Raw genomic sequence first — 16,546 nt, 5'->3', positions numbered from 1 at the left:
ACTCATGGGTTCTCCTCCAAAGGGGCGGGGGCGCGGGGGGACAGCAGGTCCCAGAGGGCCGGAAGCAAGAGGACGGCCGCTAGCGGATAGGCGAAGTCCTCCAGCGGCGCCAGGCCCAGGAACGCACCGGAGATACGGTCAGGGTTGTAGCCAAAGAGGTCGACGGCAATCATCAGGTTGTCGAAGACCGCGGTCAGCGCCAGCAGCACCGCCGCGGTTCCGCCCAGGCGCCGGAGGAAGGGCCGGTTGCTCAGGCCGGAACGACGCCGGCGCAGCAGGGCGGCGGCCAGCACCACGGCCGCGGGGAGCAGGAAGCAGAGGTTCAGCAGCCAGTAAGTCACCGCCGAGCCTCCTGTCCGGACCGGTTCCGGCCAAAGTGCGCTGCCGCCGTTTTCAGCAGGCCGAACAGCACCATGGTCAGGTAGCAGAGGAAGGCCAGGAAAAAGGCTTCTTCCAGGGGCAGGTGGGGTGCCAGTTCGATCCCGAGCATAAATTGGGTTTCACCGCGGTAGAAGATGTCCAGACCGATTCCAAACAGGTCCCAGATAAGGAAGAACACCAGCCCGGCAGCCAGCACAGCCGCGGCGCGCAGAGGTGCCCCGGAGAAGAAGAACAGCTTGAAGCGGTGGTCCAGCAGCATCATGCAGCCAATAGAGGCCAGCAGGAACAGCAGGTACAAAGCACCCATCAGCGGGCCTGGTCCGGCGCGGAAGCCGGCTCCGGAAGGGCCTCGGTGCTGGTGTCCCCGCGCAGCCGCTTGAGCACCAGTTCGGCGCTGATCAGGCACATGGGCAGGCCGATGCCGGGCAGGGTGGAGCCGCCGGCGTAAAGCAGGTTCTCAACTTTCCGGCTGGCGTTGCTGCCGCGCAGGAAGGCGCTCTGCTTCAGCACGTGTGCCGGGCCCAGCAGGGTTCCCCGCCAGGAGTTGAAGTCCGCACTGAAGTCACCCGGGCCAACAGTCCGGCGAACTGTGATGCGCTCGGCGAGGTCCGGAATGCCTGCCCAATCGGCGATCTGCCCAATTACGGTGTCTGCCATCGCTTCGAGCCGCGGGTCCCCCGCGCCGTCGATTCCGCCGGTGCCCAGCGCCGGGTCGGAAGGAACAGGCACCAGCACAAAGAGGTTTTCCTGGCCGGCCGGGGCAGCGTCGTCATCCGTGGCTGAGGGTTTGCAGATGTACAGCGAGGCCGGGTCCGGAACCGAGGTGTGTTTCCCGAAGATCTTCTCGAAGTTCGCTTTCCAGTCCTTTGTGAAGAGCAGGGTGTGGTGCGCCAGCTGGGGCAGCTCCCCCTGAACGCCCAGGTGCAGCAGGATGCCGCCCGGGCCCGGGATCCGGGATTCCCAGTACTTGGGCGGGTAGGTCTGCAGGGGGGCCGGCAGCAGCCGGGTTTCCGTGTGGTGCAGGTCCGCGGCGGATACCACCAGGTCGGCGTCGAGCGCCACCGGGTTGCCGGCGGCGTCGCGGTATTCAACTCCGCTGGCACGGGCCTTGCCTTTGCCGGTGCTCTCAGTGCGGATGGCGGTGACGTTGGCGTCCAGCTGGATCTTCACGCCTTCGGACTCTGCCAGGGAAGCGATCACCGTGATCAGCCGGTGGAAGCCGCCGCGCGGGTAGAGCACACCGTCCTGGAGGTCCAGGCGGCTCATCAGGTGGTACATGCTCGGCGTCGTGAATGGGGAGGAACCCAGGAACACTGCCGGGTAGCCGAGGATCTGCCGGATTCGCGGGTCGGTGAACCGCTTCCCCACAAAGGAGCTCAGCGGCTGCAGCAGCAGTTTCGCCAGCCGTGGTCCGCGGGAAAGCACGTCCGGGCGCAGCAGTGGAAGGAAGGACGCGAACGTGCTGTACAGGAAACGCTTCTTGGCCATGTCGTAGACCTCGGCCGCGGAGTCCAGGTAGGCCTCCAGCCGGGCGCCGGCCCCCGGCTCCAGGGATTCGAAGAGTTCAACGTTCTTCTCGCGGGTGGCCTGCACGTCCACCGGGTCCTTCTCCCCTTCGAAGTACACGCGGTAGCCGGGATCAAGCTGCACCAGCTCCAGCTGTTCGGCTGCACTGGTGCCGAGCAGGCGGAAGAAGTGGTCGAACACCTCCGGCATCAGGTACCAGGACGGACCTGTGTCGAAGCGGAACCCGCCGGTTTCCCAGTTGCCGGTGCGTCCGCCGGGTGTGCTGTTCTTCTCCAGGACGGTAACGTCCAGGCCTTCCCTGGCCAGCAGGGCGGCGGTGGCAAGGCCGGTGATGCCGCCGCCAATGACGACGGCGGTGCGGGGCCTGGGTGTCGTTTTTCCGGAGATCATGGCGCCCTTTCGGCGTCGGGGGTGGAGAGTGCCGGGGTGGATGTGCGGCGCAGCCGGTGCCGGTAGACCGCGTCGGCGGCGATCCGCAGCTTGACCGGGTTGGGCACCCGGATCCGGGTGGTGCGCAGCCGTTCGGCCGGGGTCAGGCGCAGCCGGCGGGCGAGTTCCGCGAACAGTTCCTGGGCCAGTGCGACGGCGGGCCGGCAGTCCCGGGGCAGCTCGGCGATCGTTGCGCCCGAGACGAGCAGGTCCGCTTCAATGTCATCGAGCAGCCGGTGCTTGTCCGCTTCAGTGAATGCGTCCACGGTCACCCCGGGGAAGTAGCTGCGGCCCAGTGCCTCGAAGTCCTCGGCCAGGTCGCGGAGGAAGTTCACCTTCTGGAAGGCGGCCCCCAGCCGCTGGGCTCCCTCGCGCAGCCGCTTTTCCTGGTCTGCGGGGACAGTGCGTCCGTCCAGGAAGCAGTGCAGGCACATCAGACCGATCACTTCGGCCGACCCGTAGACGTAGTCCTCGAAGCTGGCCTGGGTGTGTTCTGCACGGGTGAGGTCCGCGCGCATGGACCGGAAGAACGGAGCGGTGAGGTCCGTGCCGATTCCGGTGCGCCGGGCGGTGAGCGCGAAGGCATGCACCACCAGGTTCACGCTGTAGCCGGTGCGCAGGGCGCTGGCCGTTTCCGCCTCCAGCGCGTCGAGCGTACGCCGGATCTCGGCCGGAGGAATCCCGGCGGCCGCAGCCACGCCGTCTACAATCTCATCCGCCAGCCGTACCAGGGCGTAGATGGTTTCGATCTGGCGCCGGGTCCGTGGCGCCAGCAGGCGGGAGGCCAGGCCGAAAGAGGTGGAGTACGCGCGGATCATGACCGCAGCGGTCTGTTCGGCTGCCAGGTTGTACAGCGGCAGCCCGGTTATCTGTCCCACGGCTACCTGCCCCGGTTCACGGAGGAGGAGAGGACATCGTCCAGTACAGCGGCAAGACCGGCCGGCACCTCGGCGCATTCCAGGTGGTTGCGGGCGCTGGCCGCGTGCTGCGCCGCAAGATCCTGGGCGTACTGGCGGGCACCGCAGTCCATCAGGATCTTCCTGGCGCGGTCCGCGTCGCCCGGGCCCATATCCGGGCGGCCGATAATCGTGGAGAGCTCTGCCCAGCAGGGGGTCTGCGCAGCGTAGGCAATCAGCACGGTGCGCTTGCCCTCGCGGAGGTCGCCCATGCTGGATTTTCCGGTGGCGCTTTCGTTCCCGAAGACGCCCAGCAGGTCATCCACCAGCTGGTAGGCGATGCCCGTGTCCCTCCCGAACCGGCCCAGCGCGGCGACAACCTCGGTGCCGGCCCCGGCCAGCACGGCGCCGGCACGCAGCGGGGCTTCGAAGGAGTAGACGGCCGTTTTCAGCCGTTCCATGTCCAGAATCTCCGCGACCGGCGGTGAACCCGCGGCAAAGGAGAAGTCGACGTCGATCAGCTCTCCGCCGGCGGAGGCGAAGACAGCGTCATCGAGAATGCCGGAGAGCAGCTCGCGGGTGAGCGGATCGGTGGAGACCGAATCGAGCATCCGGAAGGCTCCGGTCAAGGCGAGGTCGCCGGCGATGATGCCGACGGACAGGCCGCGGTGCCGGGCGACTTCTGCCGGTTCCCCAGCGGTTTCGGCCATCCGGCGGTACACCCCGGCAACGTTGTCCTGCCCGCGGCGGACGAAATCCAGGTCGATGACGTCGTCATGGACGATCAGCGCGGTGTGCAGCAGTTCGAAGGCTGCCCCCACCCGTGCGGCTGCTTCCAGGTCGGTTCCGCCCAGGTGCGTATAGGCCGTCATCACGATCTGCGGGCGCAGGCGCTTGCCGCCGACCGTGGATTTTTCCAGTGTCTCCCAGAGGCTAAGGTAGCTGGGACTGATCCGCTCCGCGCGCTCCTTGGCCGCGGTAAAGAACCCGTCCAGGACACGTTCCACCTGCTGTTGGCCAATTCTCTCGTCAGGCAAGTGTTCTGTCTCCATGCATAAAGTAAACACGCTGATCGTTAGGGGAAGAAATGCCGCAACGCCGGGAAGAAGTCATTCTGGTCGATAAAGGGGGCCAAATGATAGGTACCGCGGACAAGATGACCGTGCATACCCGGGATACCCCGCTGCACCTTGCCTTCTCCACGCACGTCTATCACCCGGATGGACGCATTCTGGTGACTCGCCGGGCCCTGTCCAAGCTGACCTGGCCCGGCGTCTGGACCAATTCCTTCTGCGGCCACCCCGGACCGGGCGAGGCCACTGAGGACGCTGTGGTGCGCCGGGCCGAGCGTGAGCTGGGCCTGAAACTGAGCAGCATCGCAGTCGCCCTTCCTGATTTCCGTTACCGGGCTGTGGATGCCTCGGGCATCGTGGAGAACGAAATCTGCCCGGTCTACACGGCTGTTGCGGAGGGTGATCCGATCCCCGCCGCAGATGAGGTCATGGACTGGATTTGGGCCGATCCCGCCACACTGGTGGAATCCGTACGTCTGACGCCCTGGGCTTTCAGTCCCTGGCTGGTGCTGCAGCTTCCCCTGCTGTACCCGCCAAACGCCTGATCCAGCGCTCCCACGGCGGCTCCGCCCGCCAGTGCACGGCAAGGGTGTGGAAGGCCCGGCGGAACCGCCGGGCGAGGTTTGCCCAGCCAAGTACCGCCCGGGGTGCCATGCCCACCACCATGGTCCGGTCCCAGGCGCAGCGGTAGTCCAGGCCCAGATGGGCGCTGAGACAGACGTCGTCGTGCTGCTCCGCGTCGTCCCGGTGGACCGCCGGGCCAACCTCGCGCCACACGTGCGTCCGCAGTGCCATATTGGATCCAAAGAGCGGGCGGTGTGCCAGTGCCAGGGTCATGGCCTGGTAGTACGACCCGAGGTAGATCCGCGACAGCATCCGCCCCAGCCACGGCGCAAAACCGTAGAACCGGCCCGGTCCGCTGACCGCCGCCAGCCCCGGGTCGGCAGCAAAGTGTTCAGCTAACTGCTTAATCCAGTCCGGGGGCAGGACGCAGTCCGCGTCGCATCTGGCAATGATGTCCGACGCCGCGGCGTCGTAACCCGCAGCGGCCGCCGAGGGGATGCCCGGCCTGGGCTCAAACACCACCCTGGCACCGAATTCCCCGGCCACCTGCGCACTGCTGTCCGTGCTGTTGTTGTCCACCACCACGATTTCGGCGGGCTGGACAGTTTGTCCGGCGAGCGAAGCCAGGCACCCGCGCAGTGCCTCGGCGTCGTTCAGGCACGGGATGACAACACTGACAGAGGGAAGAGTGGGAAGTGCGGGGGCGTGCATGCCAGTGATCCTACGTGCAATTCCGGTCCCCCCTGGCGTGCGTGCGCACTGGGCGGCCCTAACTCTGCTCGGCTACCGTAAGTACATGATTGATGCCCTCCTGCGCCGTCCGGCCTCTGCCGCCGAGGTGGCTTCGGACGGTATCCGCCTGCTGGGCGCAGTGAGTCTGCTGGCCGCGCTGCTCTGGTACGGACCGGTTGAGGCAGCCTTGTTCGCCCTGGTGCTGCTGGGACTGCTGGTTTCCCGCTGCCTGCCTGCGGCGCCGCTGTTTTCCTCCCTCTACGGCCTGACCCTGCTGCTGGCCGCCTGGAGCAGCGTAATGGACCTGTACGCGCGGATTTCATGGTGGGACCTGGCGGTGCACTTTGCTGCCACCGGCACCATCGCCGTCATGGCCTGGTACCTGCTCGCGGCCTACGGTGCCGTGACGGCGTGGCAGGACTCAGGCCGTCCAGTGCCGGGCGCCGCGGTTCCCGCTGTAGTGACGTCGCTGGGCCTGGCCCTGAGCGTTTTCTGGGAGTTTGGCGAGTGGTGGGGACACTACTACGTGGATGCCACGATCAACGTGGGCTACCGGGACACGATCGGAGACCTGGCTGCGGGCGGACTGGGATCGCTGCTCTCCGGCATCCTGCTGGCCCGCCTGATCCGGCGGAACCCGCCGCCCTCTGCGGCCGGCGCTGCGGAAGCCCCGCTCCAGCGCCGCCTGCAGGGCTGAAGGCGGCACTGGAGCGGTTACCCCGCACAGCACGCGTCAGCGGCGTCCTGAGACCGGCGGGATGCCGAAGGTCCGGAACTCTTCGGGCCGGTAGGAGCCCCACATGTTCCACCAGTTGTCGTCCGCACCCCATTTGACGGGCGGACGGGCGTCGTCGTAGATCTGTTCCAGATCCGTGTAGAGCTCCACGACCGCACCGGAGGATTCAACGTAATAGGCCGCTATGTTGTGTCCGGCGCCGTGGCGGACGGGGCCCCAGATCAGCTCCCGGCCCAGCCGGTTCAGCCGGTCCCCCAGTTTGCCCAGGTCGGCGATGGACTGGGTCTGCCAGGCATGGTGGTGGAAGGTCCCCTTCCCCTGGATCAAGGCGATGCCGTGGTGGTCCGGGTTGCACCGCATAAAGTAGGCGAAGTCATCGCCAATGACGTCGGACAGCCGGAAATCCAGTACCCGGGCGAGGAATTCCATCATGGCCCGGACGTTGCGGGGGTGGAAGTTGATGTGCCCGTAGCGGTCCGGTCCGAAGGATAGCGGCCCGGCCTCACTCGCCTGCAGGTCCGTGTAGATATCGAAGACCCAGTCTTCCGGTCCAATGAAGCTGAAGCCGTCCTGCACACCGGCGGAAACCGGCTTCTCGCTGATTACCGGCAGGTTTTCTGCTTCGACCCGGCGCCGGATCTCGCGCAGTGCGTCTCCGTCCCGGGCCACCAGGCCCAGCGAGTGGATTCCGTTGGTGTCCGATTCGACGTACACCAGTTCGTGGTGGACCGCCGCTGCGGCCAGATAGGTTTCCCGGCCCGCCTGCTCAGTGACGCGAAGGCCCAGCAGCCCGGTCGCATCCGCAACCGCAGCATCGACGTCGGTGGTCTGAATGGACACATGGCCCATTTCCCGGATCAAGCCCCAAGACATGTTTTCTCCTAGCTAAATAGATTCGCCGTGCGGGGCGTTAGAGGTTTCGGGCAGCCGTGCTGCCCACGCGTCCGAGTTCCGGCACCAGCTCGGCCAGCTGCGCCAGGACGGCGGATTCGCCGCCGGCTTCGAAGGCAGCTGCCACGTAGCGGTCCGGGCGGACGATGAGTCCTGTGCCGGGCGGCAGGGCACGGAACACACCTTCGGTATCCGTTACCCGTACAGTCCGCCGTTCCGCGGAGTCTGCCCCGGCAGGTGCCACCTCGATGCGGTTCGCACCGAGGAACCGCAGCCGGCTCCAGCCGCGGCCAAGAACAGCATCCAGGCCGTATTCCGCTCCGTCGTCATCCCGGACGGCCGGCTGGGCGAGGGCGCGGCCCACCAGTTCGGCAGCCGGCTTGGACGTTTCCCGGGACGGCGGGACCAGGCACCCGGCGGTGTAGTGCGGCTGCTTGAGGAACCGCATCTGGGTGATCCACCGGTTCAGCGGCGGAACCAGTGAGGAAGCAGCGAGCAGCTTGTCGCGTGCTGCCGCTGCCAACGGGTTGGTGGCCATCACTACCTGGCCGATCAGGTGCGACAGCCGGACCATGTCCGCTGTGTGCGGCCTGCGCTCTGCAGCATAGGTATCCAGCAGGGCTTCCGGCGCACCGTTGACCTGGGCTGCGATTTTCCACGCCAGGTTGGCTGCGTCCCGGACACCCGCGTTGAGCGCCTGGCCGGCGAACGGCGGCATCAGGTGCGCGGCGTCCCCGGCAAGGATTACCCTTCCACGGCGGTACTCGGCGGCGATGCGCTGATGGGCCACGTAAACGGCGGCCCGTCGGATCTTCTCCGGCTCCACGGCTTCGTAGGGCGCCACGAGACCGGCGATGAAATCCGGGGTGGTGACATCTTCTGCCCGCTCCCCCGGCAGCAGCATGAACTCATACCGGCGCCGTCCCTTGGCTCCGGGAACCTGCACTACCGGGCGGGTTCCGTTGCAGTGGAACTCGGCAAATTTCTCGGTCTTCACCTTTGAGTCTTCGATGTCGACGACGATCCACTGCTGCGCCTGCGTACTTCCCTCAAGCGTGATTCCCAGCCGGGTCCGGATAGGGCTCCTGCCGCCGTCGCAGGCCAGGACCCACTTCGACCGGACCCGGTGGACTGCACTGTCCCGGAGAATCAGCGCTTCGACGCTGCTGCCCTGATCCGTCAGAGACAGGACCTCAGATTCAAAGCGCAGGTCAATTCCGGGACGCCGGCGAACGGCATCCAGCAGGAGCGATTCCATCACCGGCTGGTCGAACTGTGATTTGCCGGGCTGCCCCAGACGCGGCCGGCCCGGACGGACTTCCGCCAGGAGCTGTCCGCGGCGGCCGAAGTACCGCGCACCGGTGTCCATCAGCATCTCCGGGACAAGCTCTTCCAGCACGCCGATTTCTGCCATGACGCGCAGGGTTTCATCCGTCACGCTGATTGCCCGCGGGGAGTCACTGGTGGTGGCCGCTTTTTCGGCGACGACTACGTTCACTCCGTAGTCAGCCAGCAGGGCCGCCGCGGTCATGCCGATTGGGCCGGCACCGACTACCAGGACGTCGGTTTCCGTCAGTTCTTCCATACCGCTGCTCCTTCCGCTGACCTGCCGGCCTACTCGCAGCGCTGGACCGTGTTGCGCAGGATGCCCAGCCCGCTGACCTCAACCTCGACGACGTCGCCGTCGCTCAGCAGGCCCGAGGGCTCCATGAACAGGCCCACTCCCCCGGGAGTTCCGGTGACAATGACGTCGCCGGCTGAGAGCTTGGTGAAGCCCGTGACGTACTCGATGAGCTCGGGAATGGAGAAGTACAGGTCTCCCAGCGCGGCCTTCTGCCGCACTTCGCCGTTGACGCGGGTCTCCAGGACCATGGAGTCCAGGTCCTCGATGTCAGAGGCAGGAACGAGGTACGGGCCGAAGGCTCCGGTTCCCGGGAAGTTCTTGCCCGGGATCCACTGGGAGGCGTTGCGCTGCCAGTCCCGGACCGAGAAGTCGTTGTAGGCACCGTAACCGGCGACGTAGTCGAAGGCGTCTTCCTTCGAGACGTGCCAGGCATCCTTCGAAATGACCAAGGCCATCTCACCCTCGTAGTCGAACTGCGTGGTGGAGGCCGGCATCAGGGCCGGTTCCAGGTGGCCCATCTGGGTGTCTGCGAAACGGGTGAAAACGGTGGGTGCCTTCTGCTCCACCTTGCCGGTCTCTTCCTGGTGGCTGCGGTAGTTCACACCGATGCAGATGATCTTGCCCGGTGCCGTGACCGGCGGCAGGAAAGTGATCTCCGCTTCGGCTGCAGCCGGCGCGGCAGAGTACTGCTCCGGCTGCACGTTCCCGAAGACGCCGTCGCGCACGGCGTCGCTGAGGTTCGCGGCAAGGTTGAGGCCGCTGGGACCGAGGTCGTAGGCGGTCCCATCCTCGACGACACCCCAGGTCTGGGCTCCTGCGGGGGAAAGGTAGCTGGCGTAGCGCATGGTCATTCCTTTGGCTTGTCCTCGGCTCCCGGCCCGGGAATTACCGCGGCCGTTCACCTGATTGTGGTGTTCGCCACAACACTAACCAGCAAATAAGCTACTCGTCAACGAAAAGTATATTATTCGAGTCATAATCCGGTGTTCCAGGTTTTTAGGGCAGAATCGGGGAACAGGAGGAACCATGGCACAAGCAGGACCCCAGGCGGTCGAACGTATTAGGGAAGACATTCTCCGCGGGGAATGGGGACCCGGAACCCGGCTGCAGCCGGTGACGCTGGCCGAAAGGCTGGGCACCAGCAGCACCGTCGTCAGGGAAGCGCTGGCCAGGCTGGCCGGAGACGGACTGGTGACGGCCCAGCCCAACCGGGGTTTCTTCGTCCGGGAACTGGACGTCCGGGAGTTGGAGGACCTGACCGAGCTGCGGTGTGTCACGGAGGAGCTTGCGGCACGGCTCGCCGTCGAACGCGGCGACGTGGTGTGGGAATCCGAGGTCATGGCGGTGCACCACCAGCTGGCGCGGATTCCCCGGCGCTCAGCAGCAGACCCGGACCACGTCGATCCTGCCTGGCAGAAAGCGCACAAGGCCTTCCACCTCAAGCTGCTTGAAGCCAGCGCGTGCAGACCCATGCTGAAACTGGCCTCGGATCTCTCCGATGCCACCGAACTGTACCGGTGCTGGGCAGCCCCGCACGTTGAGCCGGGCAGCCGGGACGTAGAGGGAGAGCACCGCGAGATTCTCGCTGCGGCACTGGCCCGCGACGCCGCGGAGCTGGCCCGGCTCCTGCGTGCACATTATGAAGCCACCGTCCGGGTGGTCCTCGACTCTGGCATCGCCCTGCCGCGCAGCGCGGACTGAGCCCGGCCCGGCAGGGATCCGGCGGCTAGACCGAGCGCGCGGAACCGCCGTCGACCCGCACGTTCTGCCCCGTCATGTAACTGGATTCCTCACTGGCCAGGAAACGTACCACCCGGGCCACCTCGGTGGCCGCCGCGGCCCGGCGCAGGGGGATGCGCTGGGTCCACTCCGGCTGGACCGTGGACGGGTCTTCCTTGGTGAAGCCGGGCAGCACGTTGTTCATGCGGATCCCGGCCGGACCGTACTCGTCCGTGTACAGCTTGGTAAAGGATGCCAGGGCCGCGCGGAAAGTTGCTGAGACGGGATAGCGCGGATTCGGTTCGAACGGTGAGCTGGTGGAGATATTGACGATTGTTCCGCCGCCGGCTGCCTCGAAGTGCGGAGTGATGATCCGGGCCATGCGGACTACGTTCATCAGGAAGGCGTTCATGCCGTCTTCCCACTGTTCGTCGGTGATCTGAAGGACCGGCCCCGATGCGCCGTGCCCGGACCCGTTCACCACGGTATCGATGCGGCCAAACTCAGCCAGCGCAAGATCCACGATCGCCTGCAGGTCACCGGCAGAGCGGTTGGAACCGGCAAGGCCAACTCCTCCGAGGCTTTCGGCGAGTTCCTTCGCGCTGCCGGAGGGCGAGAGCGCCGCCACGCGGTATCCGGAGGCGGAGAGTTCGCGGACCACTGCGGCGCCGATGCCGGAGCCTCCGGCGATGACGACTGCAGTCTTAGGACTCGGATTCGGCTGCATTCAGGTTCCCTTCAATTTCAGCGGCACGCCGCTGGATCAGTGCTTCGACGGCGGTGGCGGACAGGTCCGCGAACTCCAGGAAATCGATCTCGTCTCCTGCGGAGGCGGCGATGTAGAAGCCGTCCGTCAGGGCGCGGCCCAGCACCACCATCTTGCGTCCAAAGCCCGGGTCGGCGGCGAGGACGGATGCGGGAACCTGCGGTTCCACGCGCTGGACCATCAGCTCGAACATCTCTTTGCGGACTTCGAGGTACTTCTCCCGTGCAAGGTTTCCCGCCAGCCGTTTCTCCAGCGCGAAGAGCAGTGCCAGGATCCAGAAAGCCTCCGCCCGGTTTTCCGGATCCACCGATCCCCCGGCGGACCCGGCGATGCTGCGGCGAAGCAGGTCACGGTTGGTTGGGCCGGTGTGGTCGATCTTCCACTGCGCGAAGCAGTACTCGATCAGTTCGGCGAAGAGCTGCTCCTTGTTGTTGAAGTGCCAGTAGACCGAGCCGACGGGCAGGCCGGACAGGCGCGCCACCTCCGCCATGGTGGTTCCTTCGTACCCCGCTGTGACGGCCAGCGTCAGTGCAGCCTCAAGAATGGCTTTCTCGTTGCCGGGGGTACTCTGATGCGCTCGGCTCCTGCGGGTCACCGTCGTCCTTTCGCAAGCTGGTCATCATCTGTGCCTGGTCCCTGCACTGCCGGGGCCGGACCGCGCACGCGCAGCCCGGCCCCGGCACACAGGGTTTGCCTAGGCGAGGAAATCATAGTCTGCCGGGTTTATCGACTCGGTCACTTCCCAGTATTCGACGTTGGTGAAGGGCCAGATCTGGGACACCCGTCCCTTGGCGTTCTGGTACCAGGTGCGGACGTAGGGCTGGCCCCAGGCCATCTGCCGGTTTTCCTCATCGACCCAGGCCACGAACCGTTCCAGGGCTTCCGGCCGGACGTCCAGCGCCTTGACGCGCCGTTCCAGGACCTCACGGACCGCTTTCAGTGCGTATTCGGAAGCACGTTCGAGCATAAAGTGGAGGCTTCCGGCCACCACGCCGCCCACGTTCGGGCCGTAGATCATAAAGAAGTTCGGGAACCCGGGGACGGTAATGCCGTTGTAGGCGCGGGCATCACCCTCCCACGCGTCGTGGATTTCGACGCCGCCGCGGCCCCGGATCTCAATGCCTTCGAGGTACTCTGACGGCCGGAACCCGGTGGCGTAGACAATGATGTCCACTTCGTGGCGGGTTCCGTCCTCCGTAACTATCCCAGTGGGCGTGATTTCCCGGATCGGGGACGTCTCGAGAGCCACATGGTCAGAGGTGAGCGCCCTCGCCCATACACCGTTGTCCCGCAGCATCCGCTTCGCACCGGGCGGATAGCCGGGGATGGCATGCTGGAGCAGCTCCGGGTGCCCGCTGAACTGTTCGCCCAGGATGCGGGTGAGTTCCTCGCGGACCTCCTGGTTCCGGGCGGAAACACTGAGCGGAGCACCGTGCCAGCCTTCCTCGGCCCGCACGGTGTGGAACCGGCCCGGGATGCCCAGGACGGTAACCCACAGCCGGTACCACTGCGCATAGTGGGGCACCTTCGCGCTGAGCCAGGAAAACACCTCGGTCATCGAGTCGTGGTAGCTCGGTGCCGGCAGCATCCACGGCGCGCTGCGCTGGAAAACGACCATGCTCTCCACATCCGCGCAGATCGCGGGAACAATCTGGTACGCGCTGGCACCGGTGCCGATCACGGCTACGCGCTTGCCCCGGTAGTCAACCGTCTCGTCCCAGTCCTGGGAGTGCATGGCGACACCGTCGAAGGAATCCCTGCCGGGGAAGTCCGGAATGTTGGGGATGTCCAGCTGGCCGGTGGCGGTGATGACGGCGTTGAACGTCCGGCGCTGTTCGGTTCCGCCCCGTACGCGCGTGAGCACCGTCCAGAGGCCGGTCTCCGAGTCCCACTCCGCGCTGAGCAGGCGGGTTCCGTACTCCACCAGGTCTGCGATTCCGGACCGTTCGGCCACGGTTTCCAGGTATTCGCGGATCTCGGCACCCTGCGCAAACTGGTGCGGCCAGTCGGCGCGCTGCGCAAAGGAGTAGGAGTAGCCAAAGGTGGGGGTGTCCAGCCGGACGCCCGGGTAGCGGTTCTTCTGCCAGGTGCCGCCGAGCCGGTCGGCCGACTCGATGATGCTGAAGGGAACGCCTGCCTGCCGGAACCGGTGCGCAGCTGCGAGCCCCGCAACACCTGATCCGACGATCAGGGCGGAGAATTCCCGGCCCGCAGCGACGTCGTCGAACTGCCAGTCCGGCGCACCGTTCTTATCCGGGGCCAGATCCAGCTCGTGGCGCAGCATTCCGTCCCATTCCGTGTGCCCGTTGGCCAGGAACTCGAGGATCGTGCCGGTTTCAGTGTCGCTGAGCATCCGGCTGCGGGTAATTCCCTCATCCCGCAGCCGGCGCAGGCCGGCCAGTGCCGCCGTCCGGCCGCGTTCCTGTGCTTCGGCGCTCATGCCGCCGTGCGGGTGGTTAACGGTGTCCACCGGCGTCAGCGGAGGACGCAGGTCAGGGGTCAGGAAACTGGTATCCCCGGTTGCGGCGGCCAGGGCTGCCAGCAGGGCGGGAAGGTCTGCAGCTTCAGCAATCCTCTGCAGTTCCTCATCCGACTCAGTGATCTGCTCGCTGTGTTCCTGCCAAAACAGGTCATCAGGGGCCTGCACGGCTGCGTCGAGGCCGGCGGCACTCATGCGCCCACTCCCGTGAGCCGGGCCGGCTCGCTCTGTCCGGTGACGTTGGTCTTGGCGAACTGCACACGTTCGTAGACCTCGGCGCGGAGTTCACCGAACCGCGCATCCGAACGCGTCAGGAGCTGGTCACGGTCGGAGGGGAGGTCAATCTCAATGTCGTTCTGGATCACTGTCGGGGAGCTGGAGAGCACCAGGACCCGCTCGGCGAGGTAGACGGACTCATCGATGTCGTGGGTGACGAACAGGATCGTCATGTTGTGTTCTTTCCAGATCCTGCGGACCAGGTCCTCAAGATCCGCGCGGGTCTGGGCATCGACGGCGGCGAACGGCTCATCCATCAGCAGCACGCTGGGCCGGGAGGCAACCGCGCGGGCAATGGCCACGCGCTGCTGCATACCGCCGGAGAGCTGCCAGGGGTATTTGCTGCCGGCCTCGGACAGGCCCACGTCTTTAAGGGCGTCGGCCACCCGGCTGGTGCGTTCGGCCTTGGACAGGCCCGCGCTCTTCAGCGGCAGCCCGACGTTCGCTTCAACCGTCATCCAGGGGAAGAGGCTGCGGCCGTACTCCTGGAACACGACGGCCATGCCCTTTGCCGGGCCGTTGACCGGCTGGCCGTCGAGGACCACGCGGCCGGAGGTGGCCCGCATCAACCCCGCGATGCACTTGAGCAGCGTGGTCTTGCCGCTGCCGGAGGGGCCCACCAGGCAGGCAAACTCGCCGTCGTGCAGGTCGAAGGTGAGCGAACGCACCGCTTCGAATTCAGTCCCGTTGCCGGTCTGGTAGATCTTCTGCAGCTGGTCTACTTCGAGGCGGACCGTCTTGGTTGCGTTAGTCATTCTTGTTCTCCTTCAATCCTTCGTACCAGGCGAGTGTCCGCTTCTGGATCATTTGGAAGACTGCAGACAGCGCGACGCCGATGATTCCCAGGAGCAGCACGCCGCTCCACATCTCGGGGATGGCAACGCGGTTTTGGAAGTTGATGGTCCAGTGCCCGATCCCGTCCGTGGACGCGAACATTTCGGAGACGACCATCAGGATGAGCGCGACGGCCAGGCTCTGGCGGATGCCTGCCATGATCTGCGGCGAGGCTGCCGGAAGAACCAGGTACCGCATCCGGTCCAGGCCCTTCAGACCGATCACCTTGGCGGTGTTCTGCTGCACTTCATCGATGGAAGTGACGCCGGCAACCGTGTTGAGCAGGATGGGCCAGACACAGCTGAACACGATCAGGGTGATCTTCATGGCGTCGTTGATGCCGATGAGCAGCAGCAGTACCGGGATCAGGATGGTCGAGGGGACCGCGCGAATGAACTCGAAGAGGGGTTCAAACAGCCAGCGGATCCACCGGACGTAGCCAATGACGACGCCGACGCTGACGCCGATCACAATCGAGAGCAGCAGCCCGGCCAGCAGCCGGTACAGACTCGGCAGGACATCGGAGGCAAACCGTTCGGAGAACCAGATGCTGAAGAAGCGGTCCACCAGCATCGCCGGTTCGGGGATGAAGAAGTTGGTGGTCACCGAGGTGTAGATGACCCACGCCGTGATCAGGATCAGCGGCAGGCCCAGGAAGTACCCGGTCTTTTTCAGGACGTTCGTCATGCCGCTTTTCCTCCGCGTACCGATTCGTGCCAGAACAGGGTTTTACGCTCCACGAACCGCATCAGCATGTTGATGATGATGCCCAGCAGGCCGCTGGTGATGATCAGGGAGAAGATGGCCGGTGCCGATCCGTTGATCTGGGCCAGTGCCACTTCCTGGCCCAGGCCGGGTGTGCCCACGATCAGCTCCACGCTGATGGCCAGTACCAGCGCAACCGTTGCCGCCAGGCGCAGCCCGGTCATCAAGAACGGCAGCAGCGTGGGGAAGATGAGGTAGCGGACCCGTTCCATGAACGAAAGTCCCAGTGTCCTGGTGGTGTCCATAGCCACCTGATCCAGGTCAGCGATCCCGTAGAAGACCTGGATCAGCACGATCCAGAAGCAGGCATAGATGATGATCATCAGTTCCGAGCCCAGGCGCGGGCCAAAGAGCAGGGCAGCGATCGGAATCAGCGCCACGGCCGGGATAGGCCGGAGGAACTCGACCGTCGAATGGGTGGCCTTCACCAGGAAGCTGTTTGAGCCGATCAGAACGCCCAGCACCAGTCCGGCCACGGCGGAGATCAGCAGTCCCAGAAGCCAGGCGCGCAGCGTGTGCCCGGTGGCGACCCAGAAATCGGTATATGCCAGGTTGGCGATAAACCGCTCAAGGACCTCGGTGGCGGGCGGCAGGTGCCGGGAATCCACCAGGCCGGTCACCGCGGCTGCCTGCCAGATCAGCAGGAAACCGAGGACGCCGCAGGTCCCCAGCAGCGCCGGACCAACGCGGAGCCAGCGCGCCGATGACCGCGCTGCGGTCGATGTAGCTGGGTTGGCCGTCATGACCAGCCCCCTTTCGGATAACAGAATTGAGAAGCCTTGGGCGGGCGGGGGGGGCGCCCGCCCCCCCGGGGGGGGTTGTGTGCGGGCGGGGGGGTTAAACAAAGGGGGGGG

The 16,546-nt window shown here is 65.8% G+C and carries 18 protein-coding genes; 3 read left to right on the top strand and 15 right to left on the bottom strand.

Features of this window, described 5'->3' with window-relative positions; all coding sequences use genetic code 11:
* Positions 1 to 2: 2 nt before the first annotated feature.
* From TVC13_RS16675 to TVC13_RS16655, 5 genes are read right to left on the bottom strand one after another with little or no spacing between them, the layout of a single operon-like run.
* Complete coding sequence (locus TVC13_RS16675; protein ID WP_422402264.1) at positions 3 to 341, bottom strand: lycopene cyclase domain-containing protein; 339 nt, start codon at positions 339 to 341, stop codon at positions 3 to 5.
* Positions 338 to 688: a lycopene cyclase domain-containing protein gene (locus tag TVC13_RS16670; RefSeq protein ID WP_422402263.1), complete on the bottom strand. Its 351-nt coding sequence runs from the start codon at positions 686 to 688 to the stop codon at positions 338 to 340. Before TVC13_RS16670 ends, TVC13_RS16675 begins: the two co-directional genes overlap by 4 nt.
* Positions 688 to 2,298 (bottom strand): phytoene desaturase family protein, encoded by a 1,611-nt coding sequence (crtI, locus tag TVC13_RS16665; RefSeq protein ID WP_422402262.1) that lies wholly within the window; start codon positions 2,296 to 2,298, stop codon positions 688 to 690. Before crtI ends, TVC13_RS16670 begins: the two co-directional genes overlap by 1 nt.
* Positions 2,295 to 3,215 carry a phytoene/squalene synthase family protein gene (locus TVC13_RS16660; RefSeq protein WP_422402261.1) on the bottom strand — a complete coding sequence of 307 codons (921 nt, stop codon included), beginning with the start codon at positions 3,213 to 3,215 and terminating at the stop codon, positions 2,295 to 2,297. The genes crtI and TVC13_RS16660 overlap by 4 nt, the downstream gene beginning before the upstream one ends.
* Before the next feature lie 2 nt (positions 3,216 to 3,217).
* Positions 3,218 to 4,270, bottom strand: a complete 1,053-nt coding sequence (locus tag TVC13_RS16655) for a polyprenyl synthetase family protein (RefSeq protein WP_422402260.1) — start codon at positions 4,268 to 4,270, stop codon at positions 3,218 to 3,220.
* A 50-nt stretch (positions 4,271 to 4,320) separates the two neighbouring features.
* Here TVC13_RS16655 and idi point away from each other — a divergent pair, with 50 nt between their 5' ends.
* Complete coding sequence (idi, locus tag TVC13_RS16650) at positions 4,321 to 4,851, top strand: isopentenyl-diphosphate Delta-isomerase (protein WP_422402259.1); 531 nt, start codon at positions 4,321 to 4,323, stop codon at positions 4,849 to 4,851.
* Here idi and TVC13_RS16645 read toward each other — a convergent pair.
* Positions 4,799 to 5,581, bottom strand: coding sequence for a glycosyltransferase family 2 protein (locus TVC13_RS16645; RefSeq protein WP_422402258.1), 783 nt, complete (start codon positions 5,579 to 5,581; stop codon positions 4,799 to 4,801). The two genes, idi and TVC13_RS16645, sit on opposite strands and share 53 nt — an antisense overlap.
* An 85-nt stretch (positions 5,582 to 5,666) precedes the next feature.
* Here TVC13_RS16645 and TVC13_RS16640 point away from each other — a divergent pair, with 85 nt between their 5' ends.
* Positions 5,667 to 6,299, top strand: a complete 633-nt coding sequence (locus TVC13_RS16640) for a hypothetical protein (RefSeq protein ID WP_422402257.1) — start codon at positions 5,667 to 5,669, stop codon at positions 6,297 to 6,299.
* Between the two features lie 36 nt (positions 6,300 to 6,335).
* Here TVC13_RS16640 and TVC13_RS16635 read toward each other — a convergent pair whose 3' ends face one another.
* From TVC13_RS16635 to TVC13_RS16625, 3 genes are read right to left on the bottom strand one after another with little or no spacing between them, the layout of a single operon-like run.
* Entirely contained in the window at positions 6,336 to 7,211 is an 876-nt protein-coding gene (locus TVC13_RS16635; protein ID WP_154578335.1) for a VOC family protein, read from the bottom strand.
* Between the two features lie 37 nt (positions 7,212 to 7,248).
* Entirely contained in the window at positions 7,249 to 8,814 is a 1,566-nt protein-coding gene (locus tag TVC13_RS16630) for an FAD-dependent monooxygenase (protein WP_422402256.1), read from the bottom strand.
* Between the two features lie 29 nt (positions 8,815 to 8,843).
* Positions 8,844 to 9,698: a fumarylacetoacetate hydrolase family protein gene (locus TVC13_RS16625; RefSeq protein WP_422402255.1), complete on the bottom strand. Its 855-nt coding sequence runs from the start codon at positions 9,696 to 9,698 to the stop codon at positions 8,844 to 8,846.
* A 181-nt stretch (positions 9,699 to 9,879) separates the two neighbouring features.
* Here TVC13_RS16625 and TVC13_RS16620 point away from each other — a divergent pair, with 181 nt between their 5' ends.
* Positions 9,880 to 10,554: a GntR family transcriptional regulator gene (locus tag TVC13_RS16620; RefSeq protein WP_422402254.1), complete on the top strand. Its 675-nt coding sequence runs from the start codon at positions 9,880 to 9,882 to the stop codon at positions 10,552 to 10,554.
* A 25-nt stretch (positions 10,555 to 10,579) separates the two neighbouring features.
* Here the strand turns inward: TVC13_RS16620 and TVC13_RS16615 are convergent, their stop codons facing one another.
* The 6 genes from TVC13_RS16615 to TVC13_RS16590 form a co-directional block, all read right to left on the bottom strand.
* Positions 10,580 to 11,299 (bottom strand): SDR family oxidoreductase, encoded by a 720-nt coding sequence (locus TVC13_RS16615; RefSeq protein ID WP_422402253.1) that lies wholly within the window; start codon positions 11,297 to 11,299, stop codon positions 10,580 to 10,582.
* Complete coding sequence (locus tag TVC13_RS16610; protein ID WP_422402252.1) at positions 11,277 to 11,933, bottom strand: TetR/AcrR family transcriptional regulator; 657 nt, start codon at positions 11,931 to 11,933, stop codon at positions 11,277 to 11,279. Before TVC13_RS16610 ends, TVC13_RS16615 begins: the two co-directional genes overlap by 23 nt.
* A 99-nt stretch (positions 11,934 to 12,032) precedes the next feature.
* Positions 12,033 to 14,012, bottom strand: a complete 1,980-nt coding sequence (locus tag TVC13_RS16605) for a flavin-containing monooxygenase (protein ID WP_422402251.1) — start codon at positions 14,010 to 14,012, stop codon at positions 12,033 to 12,035.
* Positions 14,009 to 14,848, bottom strand: a complete 840-nt coding sequence (locus TVC13_RS16600) for an ABC transporter ATP-binding protein (RefSeq protein ID WP_154578329.1) — start codon at positions 14,846 to 14,848, stop codon at positions 14,009 to 14,011. Before TVC13_RS16600 ends, TVC13_RS16605 begins: the two co-directional genes overlap by 4 nt.
* Positions 14,841 to 15,614 carry an ABC transporter permease gene (locus TVC13_RS16595; RefSeq protein ID WP_154578328.1) on the bottom strand — a complete coding sequence of 258 codons (774 nt, stop codon included), beginning with the start codon at positions 15,612 to 15,614 and terminating at the stop codon, positions 14,841 to 14,843. The genes TVC13_RS16600 and TVC13_RS16595 overlap by 8 nt, the downstream gene beginning before the upstream one ends.
* On the bottom strand, positions 15,611 to 16,435 hold the full coding sequence (locus TVC13_RS16590) for an ABC transporter permease (protein WP_422402250.1): 825 nt from the start codon (positions 16,433 to 16,435) through the stop codon (positions 15,611 to 15,613). The genes TVC13_RS16595 and TVC13_RS16590 overlap by 4 nt, the downstream gene beginning before the upstream one ends.
* Between the last annotated feature and the right edge of the window lie 111 nt (positions 16,436 to 16,546).

This window comes from Arthrobacter sp. 3Tela_A (assembly GCF_049311025.1).
GTDB lineage: Bacteria > Actinomycetota > Actinomycetes > Actinomycetales > Micrococcaceae > Arthrobacter_B.
The sequence above is the reverse complement of the archived record's forward strand: the minus strand, read 5'-3'. Positions and strand labels throughout refer to the sequence as shown.

Excerpts from the sequence above, each read along its gene's own strand:
- TVC13_RS16620 (WP_422402254.1), top strand. The coding sequence starts at position 9,880 with ATGGCACAAGCAGGACCCCAGGCGGTCGAACGTATTAGGGAAGACATT.
- TVC13_RS16595 (WP_154578328.1), bottom strand. The coding sequence starts at position 15,614 with ATGACGAACGTCCTGAAAAAGACCGGGTACTTCCTGGGCCTGCCGCTG.
- idi (WP_422402259.1), top strand. The coding sequence starts at position 4,321 with ATGCCGCAACGCCGGGAAGAAGTCATTCTGGTCGATAAAGGGGGCCAA.
- TVC13_RS16605 (WP_422402251.1), bottom strand. The coding sequence starts at position 14,012 with ATGAGTGCCGCCGGCCTCGACGCAGCCGTGCAGGCCCCTGATGACCTG.
- TVC13_RS16625 (WP_422402255.1), bottom strand. The coding sequence starts at position 9,698 with ATGCGCTACGCCAGCTACCTTTCCCCCGCAGGAGCCCAGACCTGGGGT.
- TVC13_RS16600 (WP_154578329.1), bottom strand. The coding sequence starts at position 14,848 with ATGACTAACGCAACCAAGACGGTCCGCCTCGAAGTAGACCAGCTGCAG.
- TVC13_RS16630 (WP_422402256.1), bottom strand. The coding sequence starts at position 8,814 with ATGGAAGAACTGACGGAAACCGACGTCCTGGTAGTCGGTGCCGGCCCA.
- TVC13_RS16590 (WP_422402250.1), bottom strand. The coding sequence starts at position 16,435 with ATGACGGCCAACCCAGCTACATCGACCGCAGCGCGGTCATCGGCGCGC.
- TVC13_RS16645 (WP_422402258.1), bottom strand. The coding sequence starts at position 5,581 with ATGCACGCCCCCGCACTTCCCACTCTTCCCTCTGTCAGTGTTGTCATC.
- TVC13_RS16670 (WP_422402263.1), bottom strand. The coding sequence starts at position 688 with ATGGGTGCTTTGTACCTGCTGTTCCTGCTGGCCTCTATTGGCTGCATG.
- TVC13_RS16635 (WP_154578335.1), bottom strand. The coding sequence starts at position 7,211 with ATGTCTTGGGGCTTGATCCGGGAAATGGGCCATGTGTCCATTCAGACC.
- crtI (WP_422402262.1), bottom strand. The coding sequence starts at position 2,298 with ATGATCTCCGGAAAAACGACACCCAGGCCCCGCACCGCCGTCGTCATT.
- TVC13_RS16615 (WP_422402253.1), bottom strand. The coding sequence starts at position 11,299 with ATGCAGCCGAATCCGAGTCCTAAGACTGCAGTCGTCATCGCCGGAGGC.
- TVC13_RS16640 (WP_422402257.1), top strand. The coding sequence starts at position 5,667 with ATGATTGATGCCCTCCTGCGCCGTCCGGCCTCTGCCGCCGAGGTGGCT.